The organism is Blastopirellula sp. J2-11, assembly GCF_024584705.1.
In the GTDB taxonomy this organism is placed as follows: domain Bacteria; phylum Planctomycetota; class Planctomycetia; order Pirellulales; family Pirellulaceae; genus Blastopirellula.
The window spans coordinates 2,189,635-2,210,480 of sequence record NZ_CP097384.1; the positions used below are offsets into that span (position 1 = coordinate 2,189,635).

Annotated in this window: 18 protein-coding genes; 5 read left to right on the forward strand and 13 right to left on the reverse strand. The window is 56.9% G+C overall.

The window, feature by feature from the left end; translation table 11 throughout:
• Positions 1-303 precede the first annotated feature (303 nt).
• From M4951_RS08940 to M4951_RS08955, 4 genes are all read right to left on the reverse strand, one after another.
• A complete protein-coding gene (locus M4951_RS08940; protein ID WP_262026137.1) occupies positions 304-1,551 on the reverse strand; it encodes a hypothetical protein in 1,248 nt (415 codons plus the stop codon).
• 45 nt (positions 1,552-1,596) lie between these two features.
• Entirely contained in the window at positions 1,597-2,736 is a 1,140-nt protein-coding gene (gene aroC / locus M4951_RS08945; protein ID WP_262026138.1) for a chorismate synthase, read from the reverse strand.
• A gap of 185 nt (positions 2,737-2,921) precedes the next feature.
• On the reverse strand, positions 2,922-3,494 hold the full coding sequence (locus M4951_RS08950) for a PIN domain-containing protein (protein ID WP_262026139.1): 573 nt from the start codon (positions 3,492-3,494) through the stop codon (positions 2,922-2,924).
• Positions 3,494-3,961 (reverse strand): helix-turn-helix domain-containing protein, encoded by a 468-nt coding sequence (locus tag M4951_RS08955; protein WP_262026140.1) that lies wholly within the window; start codon positions 3,959-3,961, stop codon positions 3,494-3,496. Before M4951_RS08955 ends, M4951_RS08950 begins: the two co-directional genes overlap by 1 nt.
• A 185-nt stretch (positions 3,962-4,146) precedes the next feature.
• Here M4951_RS08955 and M4951_RS08960 point away from each other — a divergent pair, with 185 nt between their 5' ends.
• The 4 genes from M4951_RS08960 (at position 4,147) to prmC (ending at position 7,619) form a co-directional block, all read left to right on the forward strand.
• On the forward strand, positions 4,147-5,136 hold the full coding sequence (locus tag M4951_RS08960; protein WP_262026141.1) for a bile acid:sodium symporter family protein: 990 nt from the start codon (positions 4,147-4,149) through the stop codon (positions 5,134-5,136).
• 125 nt (positions 5,137-5,261) lie between these two features.
• Positions 5,262-5,501, forward strand: coding sequence for a 50S ribosomal protein L31 (gene rpmE, locus M4951_RS08965; RefSeq protein WP_002652272.1), 240 nt, complete (start codon positions 5,262-5,264; stop codon positions 5,499-5,501).
• Positions 5,502-5,615: 114 nt separating this feature from the next.
• Positions 5,616-6,692 (forward strand): peptide chain release factor 1, encoded by a 1,077-nt coding sequence (gene prfA, locus M4951_RS08970; protein ID WP_262026142.1) that lies wholly within the window; start codon positions 5,616-5,618, stop codon positions 6,690-6,692.
• A gap of 42 nt (positions 6,693-6,734) precedes the next feature.
• Positions 6,735-7,619 (forward strand): peptide chain release factor N(5)-glutamine methyltransferase, encoded by an 885-nt coding sequence (gene prmC / locus M4951_RS08975; RefSeq protein ID WP_262026143.1) that lies wholly within the window; start codon positions 6,735-6,737, stop codon positions 7,617-7,619.
• Here the strand turns inward: prmC and M4951_RS08980 are convergent.
• From M4951_RS08980 to galE, 4 genes are all read right to left on the reverse strand, one after another.
• Positions 7,616-8,821, reverse strand: coding sequence for a GGDEF domain-containing protein (locus M4951_RS08980; RefSeq protein ID WP_262026144.1), 1,206 nt, complete (start codon positions 8,819-8,821; stop codon positions 7,616-7,618). The two genes, prmC and M4951_RS08980, sit on opposite strands and share 4 nt — an antisense overlap.
• 267 nt (positions 8,822-9,088) lie before the next feature.
• Entirely contained in the window at positions 9,089-10,102 is a 1,014-nt protein-coding gene (locus M4951_RS08985; protein ID WP_262026145.1) for an HD domain-containing protein, read from the reverse strand.
• Positions 10,103-10,220: 118 nt separating this feature from the next.
• Positions 10,221-11,435 carry a 1-acyl-sn-glycerol-3-phosphate acyltransferase gene (locus tag M4951_RS08990; RefSeq protein WP_262026146.1) on the reverse strand — a complete coding sequence of 405 codons (1,215 nt, stop codon included), beginning with the start codon at positions 11,433-11,435 and terminating at the stop codon, positions 10,221-10,223.
• 21 nt (positions 11,436-11,456) lie between these two features.
• Positions 11,457-12,440, reverse strand: coding sequence for a UDP-glucose 4-epimerase GalE (gene galE / locus M4951_RS08995; RefSeq protein WP_262026147.1), 984 nt, complete (start codon positions 12,438-12,440; stop codon positions 11,457-11,459).
• A gap of 226 nt (positions 12,441-12,666) precedes the next feature.
• On the opposite strand from galE, the gene xerD reads away from it, so the two are divergent.
• On the forward strand, positions 12,667-13,608 hold the full coding sequence (xerD, locus tag M4951_RS09000; RefSeq protein ID WP_262026148.1) for a site-specific tyrosine recombinase XerD: 942 nt from the start codon (positions 12,667-12,669) through the stop codon (positions 13,606-13,608).
• Between the two features lie 893 nt (positions 13,609-14,501).
• On the opposite strand, the gene M4951_RS09005 is transcribed toward xerD, so the two are convergent.
• From M4951_RS09005 to M4951_RS09025, 5 genes are all read right to left on the reverse strand, one after another.
• The gene (locus M4951_RS09005; protein WP_262026149.1) at positions 14,502-15,008 is read right to left on the reverse strand and encodes an ExbD/TolR family protein; all 507 of its coding nucleotides are present in this window, start codon (positions 15,006-15,008) and stop codon (positions 14,502-14,504) included.
• A 14-nt stretch (positions 15,009-15,022) separates the two neighbouring features.
• Positions 15,023-15,451 (reverse strand): ExbD/TolR family protein, encoded by a 429-nt coding sequence (locus tag M4951_RS09010; RefSeq protein ID WP_262026150.1) that lies wholly within the window; start codon positions 15,449-15,451, stop codon positions 15,023-15,025.
• A 40-nt stretch (positions 15,452-15,491) separates the two neighbouring features.
• On the reverse strand, positions 15,492-16,322 hold the full coding sequence (locus tag M4951_RS09015; protein ID WP_262026151.1) for a MotA/TolQ/ExbB proton channel family protein: 831 nt from the start codon (positions 16,320-16,322) through the stop codon (positions 15,492-15,494).
• A 216-nt stretch (positions 16,323-16,538) separates the two neighbouring features.
• Positions 16,539-17,558, reverse strand: coding sequence for a tetratricopeptide repeat protein (locus tag M4951_RS09020; protein WP_262026152.1), 1,020 nt, complete (start codon positions 17,556-17,558; stop codon positions 16,539-16,541).
• 69 nt (positions 17,559-17,627) lie between these two features.
• Positions 17,628-20,765 (reverse strand): hypothetical protein, encoded by a 3,138-nt coding sequence (locus M4951_RS09025; RefSeq protein ID WP_262026153.1) that lies wholly within the window; start codon positions 20,763-20,765, stop codon positions 17,628-17,630.
• Between the last annotated feature and the right edge of the window lie 81 nt (positions 20,766-20,846).

Sequence of the window (20,846 nt, forward strand, 5' to 3'; positions counted from 1 at the left end):
GTAGCCCGAAGCGCGAGTTTTGAGGTTGCGCTATTTGGTCGAACGGATTCCGGTTGGCCGCGATAGCGGAGCTATCGGGGCGGCGCAGCCGTAAGAGGCATTGGTTCCCGGTAAGCAGTTCAGGGGCTTTTCGCCATTTCCAACGGTATAGCGAACACCGAAGTTCGTCCGACCGCGGCTCGATGCCTCTTACCGACTTCGTCGGCCCCGATAGCGGAGCTATCGCGGCCAACCAGGGAAAGATCGCAACCTCAAAACTCGCGTTTCGGGCTACGAAGAGTGAGAGAAGGTGCGGCGGCGATTCTAGCGCCGAAATTCTTCGTGGAGCGGTTCTTCGGCGACGGCGGGAATGACCAGCCATTCAAGGAGCTTCGCGGCTTCGGCCGTGGCCGGCACCGTGACGCGTTGATGGGCGTCGAGCGCCGCGATGAGCCCGGCGGCGGGGATCAGCGCGTCTTCCGCCGATGGTTCCATCACTAAGGCGCGCTGCGTGTCGGCGAGAACGGCGCCGGGCGCTTGCGATTTCTGGCAGCAGCCATGCAGCGTGAGAAATCCGGCGCTGAGCTTGAACTCAATTCCCAACTCGGCGAAGCCTGTCAGAAAGGTGCGATCGGTCGAAAGATCGGTCCGCGGCCGCACGCCTAGATGGTACGAAGCGTCTTGCACCAGCGACATGCTGACGGTCCCATGTTTTCCCAGCAGCCATCCCTCGGCCGATTGCAGTTTGCCGTCGACTAGCATCGCGTTCATTAAGTGCAGATTCGCTTTGCCGGTGAGCGTATGGTCGAAGTGCGAATTGATCAGACTCGCGAGCGAAATATCGTTGGCGATTCCTTTGATCGTGATCGGCCCCCGAACGCCGCCGGTGCTCTGGAAGTAAACTTGCTCAAAAGTGGCCTCGTCTCCCAGGATGCGAGCCGCTGGAAAGATCGCGCTTAGCAAACTGCTGGGAATTTGGGCGTCGCGACCATCAAATGTGATTTCCATATCGCCGTGCACGGGAGCCGCCAACTTGACCGTTACCGGCTCGGTGGCGCTGATTCCATCGAGCGAAAATTGAACCGCCGAGCGGCGCAGGCCGGTGGCGTCAACTTTGGTGTGCGACGCGAACTGCGTCAGATGGGGGATCGCCGGATCGTCGATTTGAATCATGCCGATCTGAACCGCGATCGGCCGATCACCGGCGATCGCCAGCCGCTCACAAAGCGTTTCCCATAGTCGACGGCGATGCGTCCACGATAGATCACACTGGGGAGCCCGAATTCGCCACACGCCCCCCTGCTCTTCCGCTTCGATCAGCGGCAGCGTGATCGCCGGTTGCTGAACGACATGCAGCTTTAGGTCTTGCAGGACATATTTGCCGGGACGCGGATTATAGGCTTTGGAGAAAGTCGCTTTCAGGCCCAGTTCGTCCGAGAGACGACGTTCGATCGCGGTATGCGCCCAAGAGCTGCGGCGGTAGCCGATCCAGCCAAACGTTGCGAACGTCGGCAAGATGCAGATCGCCAAAAAGGCGATGCGGCAGAGAAATCGGTGGGTCGCCTCGTGCAACAGAACTTCCTTGTTCGTATCGCGCGATGAAGTGGTAAATCGACGCTATCTTTCGCGGGCCATCTGCATAAACAGTTCGTGCCGCGCTTTCATCTCTTGCAGGCTATCGCCGCCAAACTTTTCAACCAGCGCCGTTGCGATTTCAAACGCAACGACATTTTCGACAATGATCGCGGCGGCCGAAACGGCGCAGACGTCGCTCCGTTCGTACGAAGCGCCCTGCTTTTCTTTCGTGTCTAAGTTGATCGAGTCGAGCGGCTTGGCCAACGTGCTGATCGGCTTTTTGGCGGCGCGAATGATGACCGGTTGCCCGTTGGTCATTCCCGCTTCCAAGCCGCCGGCGTTATTGGTCGGTCGCACAAAACCAAGGTGCGGTTGATCGCGATGCTCAGGATCAAAATGAATCGGATCGTGCACCTGAGAGCCTGGGCGGCGAGCCGCTTCAAACCCCAGTCCGATCTCTACTCCTTTAATCGCCTGAACCGCCATCACGGCTTGAGCAAGTCTCCCGTCCAGCTTTCGGTCCCATTGGGCGTGGGTGCCGAGGCCGAATGGTACTCCGTCGACCCGAACTTCTACAATGCCGCCTAGCGTATCGCCGCTTTTGCCGGTCGCATCGATCAGCTGTTTGATCTCGGCGTCTTGGTCGGGATTGAGCGAATAGACGATGCTATCGCTTCGCATTTTGCGTAATTGCTCTAGGCTGCCAGCTTGCGGTGTGATTTGCACGCCACCTAGTTCGGCGACATAGCCAAACGCGGTGATGCCAAATTGCTTGAGCAGCAGCTTGGCTAATCCGCCGGCTGCGACGCGAACCGCAGTCTCGCGGGCGCTAGCACGTTCGAGAATGCCGCGCACCGGGCCGAGATACTTGACTGCGCCGGTCAAATCTCCGTGACCAGGTCGAGGTCGCGGGAGATCTTCGAGTCGTTCGAGCTTGTAGTCTTTGTTGATCACTTGCAGCGCGATCGGACTGCCGAGCGAGAGCCCTTTCCAGATGCCGGTCAGGACTTCGACTTTGTCGGTTTCAATCCGTTGACGGCCGCCGCGACCATAACCCCCTTGGCGAAGCTTCAAATCGGCGTCGATTGCGTCGGTTTCAATCTCGACGCCAGCGGGAAACCCATCGACCAGTGCGAGAAGCGTCTTACCGTGGGATTCGCCTGCGGTGCTGTAGCGTAACATGTTCTTCTGTAGTGACTTACGAATGATCTCGGCTGCCGAATCCTGGTGTTGGCCAGTGACTCGCAGCGATTGTCGCTCCTGTCGACTCAAGCGAGCGACACCCAGTGGGTCAATTCTAACTGTTGACGTAGCTTGAAGATAGATTGCTTGTTGTTGGGCCAGTGGTGATGTTTCTGGCGTTTTCTTCAGAGCAGTTGAGAGAGCGGATGAAGCCGCGCGACGAATTGCTTCAGTCCTTGATTTTCAAAGATAGACAGTAATTCCTCGACCGTTTTGGGAGGATTACGCAGGCTCTCCCGCTGTTGCTTCACCGTGTGGACGACTGAAACAGATGTTGTCTCAAACAACTCAATCAGAAAATCATCGGGATGGAAGGCCTCAACGCCGTGTTGAGCGAGAGCATTCGGGGGAAAGTCCTTGAGATTGTACGTAACGATGACGCTGGCGCGAGCTTGAATCGCTGCCGCCAGCACATGCCGGTCGTCTGGGTCTGGCAAGGACAACGAACGGATGAGAGATTCATAGTCGCTGACGAGACAATCTCGAACAGCATCATTCATCAGCGTTTTCGTTCTCGCCAATCGCGTAGGTGACAACTCGGGCTTGTTTTTTATGACGTTGCGCATCCACTCATTATGGATTGCTTCGGTCCATTTAGCCCTGACGAGTCCAGCCTGCGCCAGCCGAATGAATAGATCGCGTAGCGGGGCTGGATAGAGGATGTTGGCGTCATAGACAGCAATCGCGGGGTGCTCCATCAGTATCCCATTCCAAGGTCTTGGGCGTCAGCGGATAGTTGATCGAGCACCTTTGTCCGAGCCTTGTCGTCCTTCTGCTTGTACGCCATCAAGTCGTCGAATCGCACGCGGCGATATTTTCCGACAGTACGGGACGGAATTTTCCCTTCATCGAGCAGTTTGACCACGTATGGCCGCGATACGTTCAGGAGGTCGGCAGCTTGCTGTGTTGTTAGTTCAGAGTGGGTTGGGATCAGGGTGACGGAGTTGCCCTGAGACATTTCGGTCAGAAGACGGACGAAAAGCCGCAATGCCGAAGTGGGCACGGTCATCGTTTCCACGAGATCGCCATCGAGTAACTGAAGATGGATGCTTGAGCTTGTGCCAAGCTCATGCGCCGCCAGTAGGCGGCTTGATTCCATCGCCAGTACGGCGTCGGCGTCGCTGGGGGTAACGGTCTCAAAATTCTTGGGAATCAAGGTCGACATTGAAGAACTCCTTTTTGCATGCCTTCGTTATTCTACCCCCAATGGCGTAAAACGCAATGCTCGAAATGCTCGAAATGGTCGAATCTTGTGGTGGGGTGGTTATCGTGTACGAAAGTAAAGTTAGACTGCTGGCTAAGTCTAAATTGCATTCCCTTTTGCATCGTCTTGTGCTGGACTCCCCATTCGTGATTCGTTTCATCGGACGCTATTGGTTTCTACTGCTGTTAGCGGCCGTAATCGGTGTTGGCTTTGGATTTTCGCCGACGCTGGAACCGGTGACCAAGATCCCGTTTCTGAAGAATGCGATCGTCGTCACCGTTCTGTTTTTGATGGCGTTTCCGCTCGAATTTGGCGATTTGCACAATTCGGTAAAACGCCCTGGTCCCGCGGCGTTGGGGACGCTGATGAACTATGGGCTGTTGCCGCTGTTGGCCTGGGGAGCTTCGCTACTAGTAACCGGCGATCTGCGAATCGGCGTCAACATCGCCGCCGCGATCCCTTGCACGCTCGCCTCGGCGGCGGTTTGGACCCGAAAAGCAGGCGGAAACGACGTCGCCGCGTTGGTGGTGACGATCGTGACCAATTTGCTCTGCTTCGCCGTGACGCCGATGTGGTTAAAGCTGACGACCGGGGACTCGGTTTCTCTCGATTTGGGGGCAATGGTCGGCAAGCTGTTGCTTCTGGTCGTCGCACCGATGATGGTGGGCCAATTGTGCCGCATTCCACGTCCCATCGGCCGCTGGGCGACCGCCAATCGAGCGTCGATGAGCATCGCCGCCCAGTTCGGCATTCTGGCGATGGTCTTTCTCGGCTGCGTCAGCGCCGGGATTAGTCTGCGAACCTTGCACGAACAGACGCCTCCCCTGGAAATGCTGGCGTTGACGCTGGGAGTTGTTGTCGGCGTGCATGCGACGGCGCTGGTCGCCGGCTATGGATCGGCCAAGTGGCTGGGCATGCGGCCTGCCGATCAAATTGCGGTCGGGATTTCGGGGAGTCAGAAGACTTTGATGGTCGGTTTATGGCTGGCCAATTCATTCTATCCCACGCAGCCGCTGGCGATTCTGCCGCTGATCGCCTATCACGTAAGTCAGCTATTCATGGATACTTGGGTCGCGGATCGGCATTTACAGCGGCAATTGGCCGCAGTTGCCAGTTCTACGACCGATTCTGCGTAATTGCCGAAGCAGGCCTTCCCCTTGTTCCCTTGCATGCAGACCGATATGATTGATGGATTATCGATCGAACGTGAACGAGGCCGGGTAGTGCCGTCTCGCGACCAACCACTCAGGAAGATGTCGTCATGAAAGAAAAGATTCACCCCCGCTACGAGGAAGCGGCCGTGAAATGCGGTTGTGGTAACAGCTTCACCACCCGCAGCACGCGCAAAGAAATCGTCGTCGACGTTTGCAGCGCTTGCCACCCGTTCTACACAGGCAAGTTGAAATTCGTCGACTCAGGCGGTCGCATCGAGAAGTTCAAGAACAAGATCGCCAAGAGCGGTTACGCGAGCCTCGAGAAGCCGAAGAAGAAAAAGAAGTAGCGACGGCATCAACGATCTCCGCCCAGCGCGAGCTTTCTGTCCACGGAAGGCTCGCGTTCTTCGTTGACTGACTTCTATTTTTCTTATTCGCCATTGTGATCAGAGGGTTCTCCCATGCGTGAGATGTTGGAGGAAAAGCTGTCCCGCTTCGAGTTTCTCGAAAAGCAGATGAGCGATCCCGATGTCATGGGAAATTCGCATCAGATGGCGACGATTGCGCGCGAGCATGGCTCTCTGGCCAAGCTGGCGACCAAGTATCGTACTTTCAAAAATACGATCGATGAGATGGGCGAAGCGAAAGAGCTGCTGGAAAGCGACGATGAAGAGATGCGCGAGTTGGCGGAAGCCGACATCGAATCGCTGAAAGCGCGTCGCGAAAAGCTGTGGCAAGAGCTGCTCGATATGACGATCGGCGGCGAGGACGCCAACCGTACGCGGATCGTTTTAGAAATTCGCGGCGGCGCCGGCGGCGACGAAGCGGCTTTGTTCGCTCGCGATCTGTACGAAATGTACAAGCGCTACGCCGAAACCAAAAAGTGGAAGTACGAGGTGATGGAAGCCAACCCGACCGAGTTGGGCGGCTTCAAGGAAGTCATCATCAGCGTCGAAGGCGAAGGCGTCTATCGCGAACTGCAGTACGAAAGCGGCGGTCATCGCGTGCAACGCGTTCCCGAAACCGAGGCCAAGGGCCGAGTTCATACTTCGGCCGCGACCGTCGCGGTAATGCCGGAACCGGAAGACGTCGAGTTTGAACTGAGCCCGGAAGACTATGAAGTCGAACGTTATGCGGCTTCCAGCGGTCCCGGCGGCCAACACGTGAACAAGACGGCGTCGGCCGTCCGTTTGATTCATAAAGACGGCGTGATCGTGCAGTGCTGCGAAGAACGAAGTCAGCACAAAAATCTGGCCAAAGCGCTCCGCTTGCTCAAAACCAAGCTGTACGAAGTCAAGCGTGCCGAAGAAGAGAAGCAACGCAGCGATCATCGCAAATCGCTGGTCGGATCGGGCGATCGCAGCCAACGCATTCGGACCTACAACTTCCCCGAAAATCGCGTTACCGATCACCGTATCAATCTGACGCTCTACAAGCTGGATCAAATCATCGCCGGCGCAATTCAGCCGGTGATCGATGGTTTGGTCGACTACGATCGCCAGCAGTTGCGCGGCGACATGGGCGACCTCGAAGAATAATCGATCCAATGACGCCGCAGAGGCGCAGCCGCAGGAGATGCTATGTCGGCGGAAGAGCCATGGACGGTAGGGCGCCTCTTGAAGTGGACCTCCGACTATCTGCAGCAACAACAGGCCGACTCACCGCGGCTGGACGCCGAGCTTCTGTTGGCCCAGTCGCTCGGCTGCAAGCGAATTGAACTCTACACTCGGTTTGACGAAGTCGTCGCCGAAGCGCCGCGCGGAAAGTTCCGCCAATTGGTCAAACAGCGCGCCGCCGGAACGCCGGTCGCCTATCTCCTTGGCCGGAAAGAATTTTACTCGCGCGACTTTCGCGTCACGCCGGACGTATTGATCCCGCGACCGGAAACGGAGCATCTGGTCATCGCCGCACTCGATCGCTTGCGTGAGACGGCGAAGTCCGCAGCGGCGCAGGTTTGCGACGTTGGCGCCGGCAGCGGCTGTATCGCCATCACGCTGGCGAAAGACTTGCCCAAGTTCCAGATCACGGCGATCGATATCAGCGCCGCGGCGCTGCAAGTCGCTCGACAGAACGCCGAAGAGCACGGCGTAGCGGAGCAAATCAAGTTTGTCGAAAGCGATCTGTTGGCGTCGCTTCCCGATAGCGCCGTTTTCGATTTGATCGTCAGCAATCCTCCCTACATCGGCTTGATCGAGAAGCCGACGCTTCCCAAGGATGTGCTGCAATACGAGCCGCATGTCGCGCTTTTCAGCGGCGAAGATGGGTTAGATGCGATTCGAGAATTAGTCCGTCAAGCGCCGTCGCACCTGAAGCCGGGCGGATGGTTGCTGATCGAATTCGGCCCGGTTGTGGCCGACGCGGCCACAGCGATTGTGACTGCTAGTGGGCAGTTCGAGGCGCCGACCGTCGAAAAGGATCTAGCGAAACTGCCGCGCGTATTGATTGCTCGGCGTAAAGCGGATTAGCGTTCTTCGACGTTGACCGTGCGACCGACGACTTTGTATTCTGGCGCCGTGATTGGAGTTGGGCCGTTGCCTTCGTCGATCACGGTGCAGTTGCGTCCATTCTTCTTTGCGACGCGCGTCGCTTTTTCCAAACGCTTGATCACTTTGGTCGTTGTGTCATCGGCGCCCACCTCGGCGACGCCGACGCTCACCATCATTGCGACTTCCTCGCCATCCAGGTTGAAGATGGTCGATTCCAGCGTTTGACGAATACGCTCGACGCTGCTGGTCGCATTGCGGGGGCCGGTATCGCCAAAGAAGATGATGAACTGCTGCCCCGTGGCGCGGCAAACGATGTCAAAACCGCGATCCTTGCGAATGAGTTCGCCCAGCAATCTCCCGAATTCGGCCAGCAGCCGGTCGCCGGCTTCGGCGCCAAAACGCTCGTTGATTTTGCGGAGGTTGTCGATGTCGAGCAACGCGACGCTGACGATTCGCTCGCGTCGGATGTCGGCTCGCCACCATTCGTAAAAGACGACTTCCAGACCGTTGCGATTGTGTAGTTTCGTGAGGCCATCGAACTGCATTTTGCGGTCGACTTCGGCCAGGCGTCGCTCGGCTCGCAAGACCGTCAGCAGCGTCTCTTGCATCTTGTCACGAAGGTCGTGTGCGAGATCAATCAGGCGGATGATCTCTTGCATCAAGCGACGTCGTCCATCTGCTGGATCGATCGAAAGATCTAAGTGTTCGATATTACTAATCGTGGTTTCGATCTGGGCCGCTTGTTCCATCAGCACCGTGCCCAGCAAGCTGCCGATATCGGAATACTCGCCCAACGAATCGCCGTTGCTATCGAGCGTATTCGCCGCTTCGGCCTGCTTGTTCAGCCATTCGCGATTGAGATCTTCCAGTTCGACCGTCAACACTTCCATGAGTCCTGGATCGGGCGAGTCGTCCATGGCGCGCAACTGATTGTCGATTTCAATCAGCGCATCGCGATATCGACCGACTTCCAATCGCAGCACTTCGGCCGACGCTTCGACCAGACTATTGGCGACAATCGACTCTCCTTGCAGCATGCCAATATATTCAGGCGGAATCGCGTCGATCGAAGCAATCGCGCGAGCACGAACCGTGGCTTCGGGGGACGCATTCGCGGACTCGCACGAGAGTTCGCGATTCGCGTCAACCTCCGAGTCCTCTTGATGGGAATCGAGAGCCATGATGGCCCGATTTTCCTCCGCAAGTTGGCGCAGGTAAAACGCAAGCCCAAATCCGACTAGCAGATTGGCGAGCATCATCCCACTAAAAAATAGAAACAACACGCTACAGCCCCATGAATTCGTAGCTGATGCGATCGACGACTTGTCGGACCACCCTCATGGGAAGCCTACGTTAGTAAAATGTCGGAAGTTTCCGAGGGGCCCAGGATCTAGGTTTTCGTCGTCCGGTTGTGCCGATCAAGAGGGTCAGGACAAGGGGAGACTCTCTCAATCGTGCGCCGCTTCGCTCCGTAAGATGGCCCGACGTAATGGGTTATCGGCAGGTATAATCGACCCGCCGATCGGCGACTCCAATGCTGCGGCAAACCGATGTAGCTCCGAATCAATTCGATCGGCCTGTTGGACCAACAGCGCTTCGATCGAAATGGGGCGGCGGTAGTCGCCATCCGCGTAGTAGTCCTGATGCGTCAGGAAGATCAATTCCAAGCGGCGAATATGCTCAAGAGCGATCCCCAACGTTTGGCATGCATCTCGAACCAGATCGCGTCCCAGCAGAACATGCCCCAGGATCTGACCATCCGGCGTGGGCGAAACGCCTCCGCTGGCGAGATCGATCTCGCGTAGTTTTCCCAGGTCATGCGTCAGGGCGCCTGCGATCGCCAGATCGCAAGTAAGCGGGTCACGCAGTATTGGATATTGGTGTCGATATTGCAGGATCAATTCTAAGACAGTTTGGGCGACGCTGATCGAGTGCTCCAGCAGTCCTCCTTGGTAGCGATGATGATGGACCATGCCGGCCGGAGCGATGAGCAGCGGTTCGCGATTTTGCGTATAGATCGCGGTCACCAGCTCACGGATCGCTTCGCTTTTGATTTCATGGCGACAAATCGCCAACGCGGTTTCAAACAGATCGGCGGGCTCCTCCACCGAACGGGGTTGGCATCGAACCGGATCAAAGCCTTGTGCAACGTCGTCGTCCGTTACGGGACGAATCTTTTGTAGTCGGAGCTGACGACCATGCGCTGATTCGGTATAGATCGCACGAATTTTAAAGTGCTCGCCGATCTTCCAATCGAGACGACAAGTTTCGAGCCAGGGCGAATCTTCCCAAAGCATCACCGTTGCGCGGCGGCGATCGTCTCGAAATTCAACACGAATATAAAGACGCCCGCTGCGAGTCACCGCTTCTTCGCGCGAGACCAATTGAACGAAGATGTCCCCACGTTCACCATGGAGCAGGTCGCCGAGCGTGTTGGATATGGAGAAAACTTCGTCATTCATGCCCTCCATTTTAGCGGATGCTGAACCCCCTTCAAGGTTTGAAGCCTCTTCAAAAACGAAGGGGAAAGTCCAATGAAATCCTGAGTCGTGGCGCTCAAGGAGTGTGCCGATTCAACCGCTAGGCGCTATAGAGCGGCGATTCGAGAGACAGTTTCGCGAGTTTCGCCGCCAGGCGATCGCGCAACGTTTCCATCAGGGGATCGACGCTTGCCGTGCGATCGCGTTCGGGCGAAACTTCGATCGCCGGATCGACGTCAATCACGGCGTGCAGTTTGCCATGGACGCGGACCTTGTCGGTCAGGTCTTCCTCATACCGTTCGACCGTCTCCAGCATGCGATCGACGGAAGGATAGTCGGCCAGATAGTCGGGCAAATAGCAAGAGAGTTGTTGCGCGAGATAGATGTCGGCCAACTGATCCCAGCGGCGATTGCGTTCCTCGGTCGGCAATTTTTCTTTCACCATCGCCGGCATGATCTTCATGCGCAGCGCTTTGACGCGTGGAACGACGGCGGTTATTTCGCAGTGGCCAAGCCATTCTTCTTCCAATGGCCCGAGCAGGCGATTGATCAAATCATCGAGTCGCTGGCGCGTGCTGCCGGTACGAATTTGCTGGAAGTGATCAATCTCTTTCAACGCCAGCAGCGCGCTGCCGACTTTGGCGATCCGATCAAACAGCGGTAGGTGCGTTTGCGGTCGCCAGGTCAGGCGATGTTCGATCTCGGTCAGCACCGGATCGACGGCGCGACTCAGATCGCCGCGGAACAAATACTTGATGCCGATCGGATGGATCACCACTTTGCCGCCGCATGCTTTGGCTCGTTTTTTGGCCGCCGCGCGAGCGATAAACGAAACGCCGTCTAATAACGCATGCACCCGATCGTTGGTCCGCGTGGTCGAACCTTCGGGAAACAGCAGCAGCGGGCGTTCGGCGGTCGCCAAAGCGTCAATCGCGGTATTGATCGCTTGGCGGTCGATTCCTTCGCGATAAATGCTGAAGCCTCCCATCAAGCGAATCGCCAATGCGGTGAACCAGCCTTGGTTGAACAAGTGCCAACTCGCCATCGCGTAGAGATGAAAACCAACATCTTTGGCTAGATAACCGAGCGTCAACGGATCGGAGGTGCGGCAATGGTTGGGGGCCATCATCACGCCGTGACCGGCGTCGATCGACTCGCCGAGCAGGTGCTGATTTCTCAGCTCGTAGCTCTCCACTCCTTCCACCTTGCGAAGGTAGAGACCGTAGAGGTCAAACCGCTGGATCAGCGACGGCCACCAAGCGCCGCGATGAGGAGGAATAAACTTGTACGGTTTTTCGAAAACGATCTGCTGCATAATGGAAAGCGATAGTTTTCGCTAGTCGTCGTAACCGTTGGGATGAGCAACGTGCCAGTTCCAAGCGGTTTTCACGGTTTCTCGAATGTCCAGGTATTTGGCGCGCCAGCCCAGTTGCTTCGCCGCCTGTGATGCGTCGGCGACCAGTTCGGGAGGATCGCCGGGGCGACGCGGAGCGATTTTCTCTGGGATCTCTCGGCCGGTGACGTCACGACAGGCCTGAATCACCTGGCGAACGCTGACTCCTTCGCCGGTTCCCAGGTTCAAGCGGAGCGCCACGCCGGGCTCTAATTGTTGCATCGCGGTTAAGTGGGCCGTGGCCAAGTCGTCCACATGAATATAGTCGCGCACGCAGGTGCCATCGGGCGTTGGGTAATCATCGCCAAAGATCGAAATCGCTTCGCGCTGTCCCAATGCGACTTGCAGCACGATCGGAATCAGGTGCGATTCGGGATCGTGGTCTTCTCCGATGTCGCCATCGGGCGAAGCGCCGGATGCGTTGAAGTACCGCAGCGCCGCATAGCCAAAACCATAGGCGTGACTGTAATCGGCCAGCGCATGTTCGATGCACAGCTTGGTGAAGCCATATGGATTGACCGGCGACTGCGTGGTCGATTCCGTAATCGGCATCTGATCCGGTTCGCCATAGGTGGCGCAGGTGCTGGAGAAGACGATGCGCCGCACATCGGCTGCTCGCATTGCGTCTAGCAGCGAGAGAGTCGCGACAATATTGTTGCGATAGTATTTGGCCGGATCGGTGACCGATTCTCCCACCAAAGCGCTGGCGGCGAAGTGCATCACCGCGTCGATCTTCAGCTCGCGCATCAGACCGGTCAGACGTTCCCCTTCATGCAGATCGCCCACAATCAGTCGATCGGCCGGGACCGCGCCGCGATGCCCTTGCGAGAGATTGTCGTAAATCCAGACGTCATGTCCTTGCCGACTCAAGAGGCGGGCAGTGTGCGAGCCGACATAGCCGGCGCCGCCAGAAACCAGGACATTCATGATGGGGGCCTTCCCTTTTAACGGGCTTCCATTTTCGACCGTGCGATCCGTTGCGCCCAAATTTTGGACGAAATCGCCATTAGGATCAATACGACCGGTAAGGATAACCGTAGCTTGAAGTTACGTTTTTAAGACCGACGAAATCGGGGTAGTTTCAATCTAGCCCTGTTTGCCGCCGATATTGGATAATGACGCACTCCAACATACCGCGAGAAAATCGGCAGGCATGGCCAGATTACGACGAAAATTAGTTCGCCCCCAGCCGCAACTGCGCGGCAACGTCGCGGCTCGCATGTCGGCGGCCTTTGCCGACTATCTGCAGAGCGAGTGCCATTTGGCCGCCAATACGGTGGCCGCCTACCGGCGTGATTTGGTCCGCTTTGAAAAATGGCTCGGATCGCGCGAGATTCGCACGCTGCGGGTGGGGGAACTCTCGGACTATGTCGCCTGGCTTTACAAGCAAGAGTTGGCCCCTGCTTCCATTGCCCGTGCGGTCGTGTCGCTCAAGATCTTCTTCCGCTATCTCCAACTCGAAGGAATCTTGCAAGACAACCTGGTCGAATTGCTTGGCAGCCAAAAAATCTGGCGCCGCATTCCGTCGGTCATCGCCCCGCACAAGATTGATGATCTGCTGACCGCGCCTTGGAGCGAAGATCCTTATTGGCGTCGCGATCGGGCGCTGTTGGAAGTGTTGTACGCAACCGGTTGCCGCGCCTCGGAAGTCAGCAGCTTGCGATTGGATGACGTTCATTTAGACGAAGGTTATGTGAAGTGCGAAGGCAAGGGATCCAAACAACGGATCGCACCGCTGGCTCAAAAAGCGGCGCGCGTCGTTCGAACGTATCTCGACGAGGAACGCCCTCGATTGACGAAAAAAAATCTTCGCGACGCGGCGTTTCTCTTTTTGTCGCGTAGTGGAAAGCGATTATCACGCATCGCGATTTGGGAGTTAGTGAAAAAGTACGCCGCGAGGGCCGGGATCGATCCTGACGTCAGTCCTCACTCGCTGCGGCATAGTTTTGCGACCCACTTGCTGGCTGGCGGCGCCGATCTGCGGCATGTGCAAGAGATGATGGGACATGCGAGCATCGCGACGACGCAAATCTACACGCACGTCGATCAGTCACGGCTGAAAAAGGTGCATGCTCAGTATCATCCCCGGGCTTAAGCGGTTGACCACAGAAGAAATCGACCACGGTTGGGACCGGATCGCTTTGTCTTTCCGTCCGAAAGGTTGGACAGGACCGGATCGTTTTGTTTTTCCGCCCGAAAGGTGGGACAGGACCGGATCGTTTTGTTTTTCCGCCCGAAAGATGGGACCGGACCGGATCGCTTTGTTTTTCCGTCCGCAAGTTGGGACAGGACTGGATCGCTTTGTTTTTCCGTCTGAAAGGTGGGACAGGACCGGATCGCTTTGTTTTTCCGCTCGAAAGATGGGACAGGACCGGATCGTTTTGTTTTTCCGCCCGAAAGGTGGGACAGGACCGGATCGTTTTTCTCTGAGAGCTACCTGTTTGGGGGTGGGGCAAGTCGGCGATCAATGTCTTCCTCCCGAAATTCCACATCAAAGGTCTAGTTTGGGTTGGATGTTTGGACAGGACAAACATGCGTTAGGAGCGTCCCGTTGTCCCAGCATTCCATGTCCCCATCACGCACCATTTTCGACCGCTGCACGAGCTTGATACGGGGGGATTTTCCGTCTGCAATGGACCCCAGTTGCGTGCGCTTCGTCAAGAGACAATCTTCGCCATGCCAGGGCGCCATCGCCACCCAAGATGGTGGCGATGATCGGTCGAGAATTCATTCGGCTAGAGCGGTTTCCTGCTAGATGCTCCATTTTGATTTTCCCACGATTGAAAGTGAAGACGGTGCTCGGCACGTATCGACATCAGCCGCACGGCGTTAGCCGCGGTTTTTGTCTCCAATTTTCCGTCGACAAAGAGTTCCTGTCAGAAACCGCGGCTAACGCCGTGCGGCTGATTTTGGGGGAGAAGCTAGACGACAGGGGACTCTTTGTTCAGCTTGCTGAAAAGCGCTCTAGGCAAGAAACCTGGCTTCGCCTTAGCCGCCGCCGGAAGAGGGCGAAAACTTGACCTTTTCGATCAAGCGTTGGATGTTCCCCTCTTTGTCGACGCGGCCGGTGACGGCGGTCATCGCTTCGATGACAAACTCATACTGCAAGTTATAGTCGGCGTCGATTTCGATCTCGGCGGTTTCTCGCGCCGAGCCGGGACCGGTGTCGGTGCCGATTTGCGCGACGATTTGGTCCTGCAGCTTTTTGAACTTGTCTTGATAAGACAAGCCGCTGAAGGTCCGTTCGCCGAGACGGACTTCGTCTAGTTTGCCGGTCGGCGTGGCTCGCAGCGTGAGCTTGAGCGGCAAGTTGTCAAAGCTGGGCGAACCTTGCGCCGCGGCCGGCATCTTGATATCGAAGTCTCCTTCCATCGCCGCGACTTTGAACGTCATGACGAAGAAGACGAGCAGCTGAAACACGATGTCGATCATCGGCGTCATCTGCAATTCGATTTTGTTGCCCCCTTCATGGCGGGCCGAATTTCGTAACTTCATGGGCGTGCGACTTCCTAACGGTTCAGCCGTTCTTTGGCTCTTAGGGCGAATAGTTCAAAGCCGACGTCTTGGCAAAGCCGGATTACCTCCTGCACTTTGCCGGTCGCAACTCGGTAGTCGCCGCGGATGATGATCGTGACCTTTTTGGGGTCGTCCGCATATTGTTTTTCCAGGATCATCCGCTTCCGCAGTTGTTCCATGTCATGGACGTCATTGGAAATCACCACGACGCCGCTTTCACGAACATGCAATGTCAGTGCGTCCACCAGCGGCGCATCTGGCGGTCGAGCCAGTTCGCTGTCGGGCAGTCTCACCTTGTCGTCTTGTTCCGCCTGGCTGAAGTTGATCAGCACCATAAAAAAGGCGATCAACTGAAACGTCATGTCGATCATCGGGGTCATATCCCCTTCGGCCAACTCACGACGTGACTTTTTGATTCGCATGAAATATCTCCGCTTTCAAGGGTATCGGTTTCAGCAGGGCTTACTTGCGACCAACCGTTTGGAAGCGGCTCATCAGGCCTTCGCTGGTGATACCGACCTCAAGGGCCAGACGATCAACACGATTGCGAAGAATGCTGTACGAAGCAATCGCCGGAATCGCGATCGCCAGACCGACCAGCGTTGTCATCAAAGCGGTCGAAATACCATTGGCCAACTCGGCCGGATTCGGGGTCGAACCGCCGAGCGCGATCACGCTAAACGCGCGAATCATCCCGTCGACCGTGCCGAACAGGCCGATCATCGGGCTGAGCGAACCGATCAGCGCCAAATAGCTGAGGCGATGATCGAGTTTCATGTTTTCTTCTTCGCCCACTTCTTGCATCGCTTCGAGCGCCTTGTCGTAGCCCAGCGAGACTTTCTCAAGACCGGCCGACAGCACTTTGCCCAGGAACGTGTCGTCCTCTTTGGCCAAGTCGTAGGCGTCTTGCACCTTGTTCTCTTCGAGACAGGCTTCAAAGCTTTCGACCAGGTGCAACGGAACGACGTTGTCGCGGCGTGCGTTCAGCAGGTTCATCACAAATAACGCGACGAAGATCACCGAGATCAACAGGAAGATGAAGAAGTAGTAGCTGAGCGCGGTCATGGTCCACGTCAGCGCGTCCAGCTTCTTCGGGGCTTCGGCGGTATCATCGGTGGCCGCCGCACCATCCGCAGCAGGCGCTGCTGCAGCCGGCTCGGCGGCGGCGGGTTCCGCTGCTTCGTCTTGGGCCCATGACGTGGACTGCATCGGACCGGCCGTCACGCAGACGGCGGCCAGCGCCGCAATCACAGGAAATAGCCAGCGAGAAATAAGGGACGACCCTGCGACCATCGGACGCTCCGTTCGAGTTAGATCGATTGTGTGGGATGTGTGGGCGAAAAGAAATCGGCCAGCCGAAAGTGGGGACTGGGGATGAGTGTCGTTCATTGTCTTGAAAAGCCCCGAAGGGGAAATTCTCAGTCTAATCACTGGAGCCTGATCGACAATCAGGGCCCAATGAGGGTGGATACGTTGTTTTCGTGCGGGAGGTGGAGAATTATTCCCGACCTAGTTCATGTTGGCCCAGCGACTGCCGGCGTAGCGCGAACGGAGCAGATCGTAAGCGGCCACTCCTTTATCGGGATCGTTGACCTCTTTCCAAAGCTTGCTCATGTAGTAGAGCGCTTCCGCGTGCATCTCGGGATTGCCGTAGAACAAAATGTCGGTGTGCAGGTAAGCCAAGAGTGCGTCTTTGGGCTGACCCGCTTTCTGATGGCAGCGGCCGAGTGCGTTGTAGGCTGCCGAAAAGAGGTCGATATCTTTGGGGTTGGCCCGCTCAAGGACCGGCTCGATCATTTTCACGCCGTCGGCCGGCTTGCCTAGCTCGGCCAGACAGATCGCTTTGCCGACGGTGGCGAAATCTTTCTGGCGTGCGACGCCGGACGAAGGAGCCTGCAACGCGAGAACTTCGTCATACATCTTGCTCGCTTCGGCGAACTTGCCTTGGGCGATTAACGCACGAGCGGCCAATACGCGAGCGCGTGCCCGATAGTCGGCCGACTTGGCGTTGGCGATGCTGCCGTAGTACTGGGTCGCACGGTCGTACTGCTGTTGGGCGACCGCCAGATCGCCGAGCAGTTCGGCCGCTTCATAAAAGTGCCAGCTGTTGGGGGCGCTCTGCGCGAACTTGAACAACAGTTCGGTCGCTACTTTCTGGTCGGCCGAGCCTGCGAGCGCCAAGCGGGCGGTGCAATAGGCCTTCAGATACTCGCTCTCTTGTTTCACCAGATCAGGGCCGGACGGCTCTAACTTGGCTAGGCGATCGAGCGCGTCTTGCAATTGGCCGTTGGCCGCTTCTTGACGCGCTTGTTTCAGCGGGAACGATTCGTCGTCGAACGAAACGGTCACGATGTCTTCGACCGGGATTTCGACCGGCGAGCCTGACTTGTTCATGATCAGCGCATCTTTGGTGCTGCTGACAATCGAGCCGGATTGTCCGCCCGATTCGGTACGAATCTGATCGGCGGCGGCGGCGCTCGTCAACGCTGCGATTAGCGTGAGAGCAAGGAATCGACGGGTAATTCGCATCTTGTCGCTCCAGATATTTTTGAGCTGGAATTCGGCTCGTAATGGGTGGGAATAGGTGACGAGGATATCTTAGGACTCGGCGGCTTCTGACTTTTTGAGGCCGACAGCCGGTTTTCTCAAAGCGCTTTGGATCTTCTTGAGCAGAGCGTCAAACCGTGGGCGCCAGACTTCACCTCCCATGTCGGGATAGGCGAACTCGGTGGAGAGAATATCTTTCTCGGCCATCGCGGTGAACTTTTGCTTGGCGTCGTCGGTCGTTTGTCGCGTCGCGAACTGGAAACGAGCCAACGCCATGTTGTAGCGGGCCTCGAAAAATACTTCGCGATAGGTCGGCTGGTTGGCGTCCTTCGCAGCGTACTTGGTCAGGATGAATTGAATTCGCCCCCAACCCCAAATGATGTTTTGCTTTTTGTCGTTCGGCTCGGCGCCTTGGATCGCTTCCCCAAATTTGCGCGCTTCATCTTTGGCGATGCCCCAGTCGTACAGCATTTTCGCCGCGTCGACTTGCACGTTGACCATCATCGGATTTTCACGAAGCACGTCGACGTAGGTTTCCAACGCCGGTTCAAACTCGCCCAAGCCGGCTCGCGCGGCGGCCAGGCGAACTTTGACTTGCAGCAAAAGTTGCGGGTTCGCCGACGCGCCTTCTTTTAAGACTCGCTGATAGACGGCGATCGCTTTGGTGAAGAACGCGTTGGCGTCGGCCGCGGCGGACGGGTCATCTTTCATGCTGGCGCCCAGGCCATAGAACGTCTCGCCGACCCAGTTCAAGACCAACGGGTCGCTGGAAGATTCGGCGACGCGATTGAGGAAGGCCTCGAATCCGCTGGAGAGCGCCTTTTTCTGCGCCGGCTCGGCGTTCTCGAGCTGCGTTTGAAGATCACGAGCGAGCGAGATGTAAACCGCTACTAGACGCTTCTGCCCCGCGGCGTCATCGCCGACGAGCGACTTCAATTGCGACATGGCCTCTTGCGCTTTGGCCATCAGCGCGTCGGTATCGGCCTGACTTTTGACATTCGGCAATGCCGAGATATAGGCACGCACGGCCGCTTTGTAAACCAATTCGGACAAACCGGGGCGCGAGACCGCGTCCGAGTTCGCTTCGACCAGTTTCAGCAAGCCGACCTCCTTTTTCTCAAGCAACGGAAACGCTTTTTCCGGCTCGCCGGTGTCGGTGTAAATTTGCGCCAGCGACAAGGCGGCGATCACATAGCTGTAGTCGGCCGATTTGCCGGCGAATTTCGATACGCCGTCGGCCAAGATCTTTTGCGACTTCTCTTTGAGCGTGTTGAGTTCCGCTTCGGAAGGCGCCGCGCTGGCGTCTCCATCGGCGGTCGCTTGACGTCGGGCGTACATGCCGCGCAGGTAGTTCGCCCAGAGGGTTTGTCCAAGCTTCAGTTCGGCCTCAGAGCGAGCGGGGGCGTCAGCGGGAATCTTGGCCAACGTTTTTTCGGCGGCGTCAATTTGTCCTTGCGTGACTTCAAAGCCGACCAGCGTCGCCAAAGCGTCGTTTGATTCCGGTTCTCCGGCCCACTGATCGGCGATGAAGTTGACGATCTTTTGAACCTGAACGACTTCAAAATCTTTCTTCTCGCTCGACGAGTCTTGATAGATCAGCAGAGCCGACGCCAGCGCTAATTTGGCGCAGGCTTTGGCGCTGGCGCTGGTTGGATAACGCTTGGCGACAAAGGACGCTTGCACCATGGTGCGGTAATAGTCCTTTTTCTGGAAATCGAGAAACGCCAAGTTGTAGCGAATCACGTTCAGCTCATCGCTCGGCACATCGACGTCCGCTTTGCCCAAGGCCATTTTGAAAAAGCGGCCGGCCGCTTCACGCGACTTGGCCAAGCCTGTTTCGGCGGTCTCGATCTGCCCTTTCAGGTCTTCCTTTTCCGCCGGTTTTTTCGCCGCGGCGAGTTGCTCTTTCAGCTTGGTGATGACAAAGTTTTGCGCCTGAATCTCTTGCATCGCAGCACGGCCTGCTTCGCTCGCTTCCTGGAAGGTCTCGGGCGGCTTGTCATCGGCGGCCAACGCGGCGTCGGCGCCTTGCAGTTCGGTCCGCAGTGCGAGTGCGTCTTTTTGGAATGGATTCGGGTATTTGCCCGCTTCGACGGCTAGTTTGACGGCGCGCTTCAGCGCTTCCGCTTTCTCCCCTTTATTTTCGAGCTTGGGCGCGACCCCTTGATAGGCTTGGGCCAGCATCAGCTTCAGTTCGATCCATTCCGGATCGCGATCTTCATTGATGCGCAACTGCTGGGCGTCGTACCACTCGCCGGTCACTTTGACGATTTGTTCGTACTTTGGCGGATCTTGCAGCCAGCATTTGGTCAGCAGTTTGACCGACTTGAGCTTGAGCAGGCGAATGTCGGCCGGTTGATCGCCGAGGATCATCAGGTCGTTCTGAATGGTCGTCGCCGCTTTCTTGGTATCGCCCAACGCCAATTCGCACTCGGCTTGATAGAGCCGCGCGTAAAGGCCGGAGAGAAATTGGCGATACTTGCCGAAGACTTCGTCAAATTCCTTCGCCGCGGTCGTCAGGACCTCTTTCTTCTTTTTCGCGTCCGACGTGACCTTGGCTTTTTCGTACAACGAAGTCGCCGCTAGCAAGTGAGCACGCACGTAGGCGCTGCGCAGCTCGTTGCGATGTTCGATCTTGGCGGCGTCGTTTTTCGGATCCAACGTATTTGGAATCGCGGCGAGCGCGTCTCGGATTTGCTTGATTGCGTCTTGATAGACCTTTCTGGCCGAATCATATTGCTTGTTCGCTTCGGCCAAAAACGGCTTTTTCGCCGCTTCTTCTTTTTCGCGATCGGCCAGCAATTCTTCCAGCTTCGCACGTTCCAGCATGATCGCGCCTCGTTGCATCCGAGCGTCGATCGTCTTGTCGTGGTTGGGTTGCGCCTTCACGAACGCCGCATAGTTGGCGTCGGCCTGATCGAGCAGATCCTTGCGCGTCGCGGGATTGCGCTGCGCACGCGAAACTTCCAACTGGGCCGTCGCTTTGCGATAGGGAAGCGTCGCTTTCATCGCGGCAGGCGTGGTGGGCGATTGTTCTAACCGCTCGATGTACCACATCGCCGGATCGAAATATCCCCGCTGGATCAGTCCGTCCAAAAAGGCTTCGCGCGGCTCATCGGCACTGAGGGGAGCCGAAAAGAACATCGCTAGCGCGAACGTCAAGCTGAAACGTTGAACCCACAGAGGCATTGATAGAATCCTTGCTGGTCGCGAAATGCGAAGCGAAACGAGCGAAGAGGAGGAAACGACTCGATCGCGAGGCTAGTCTAA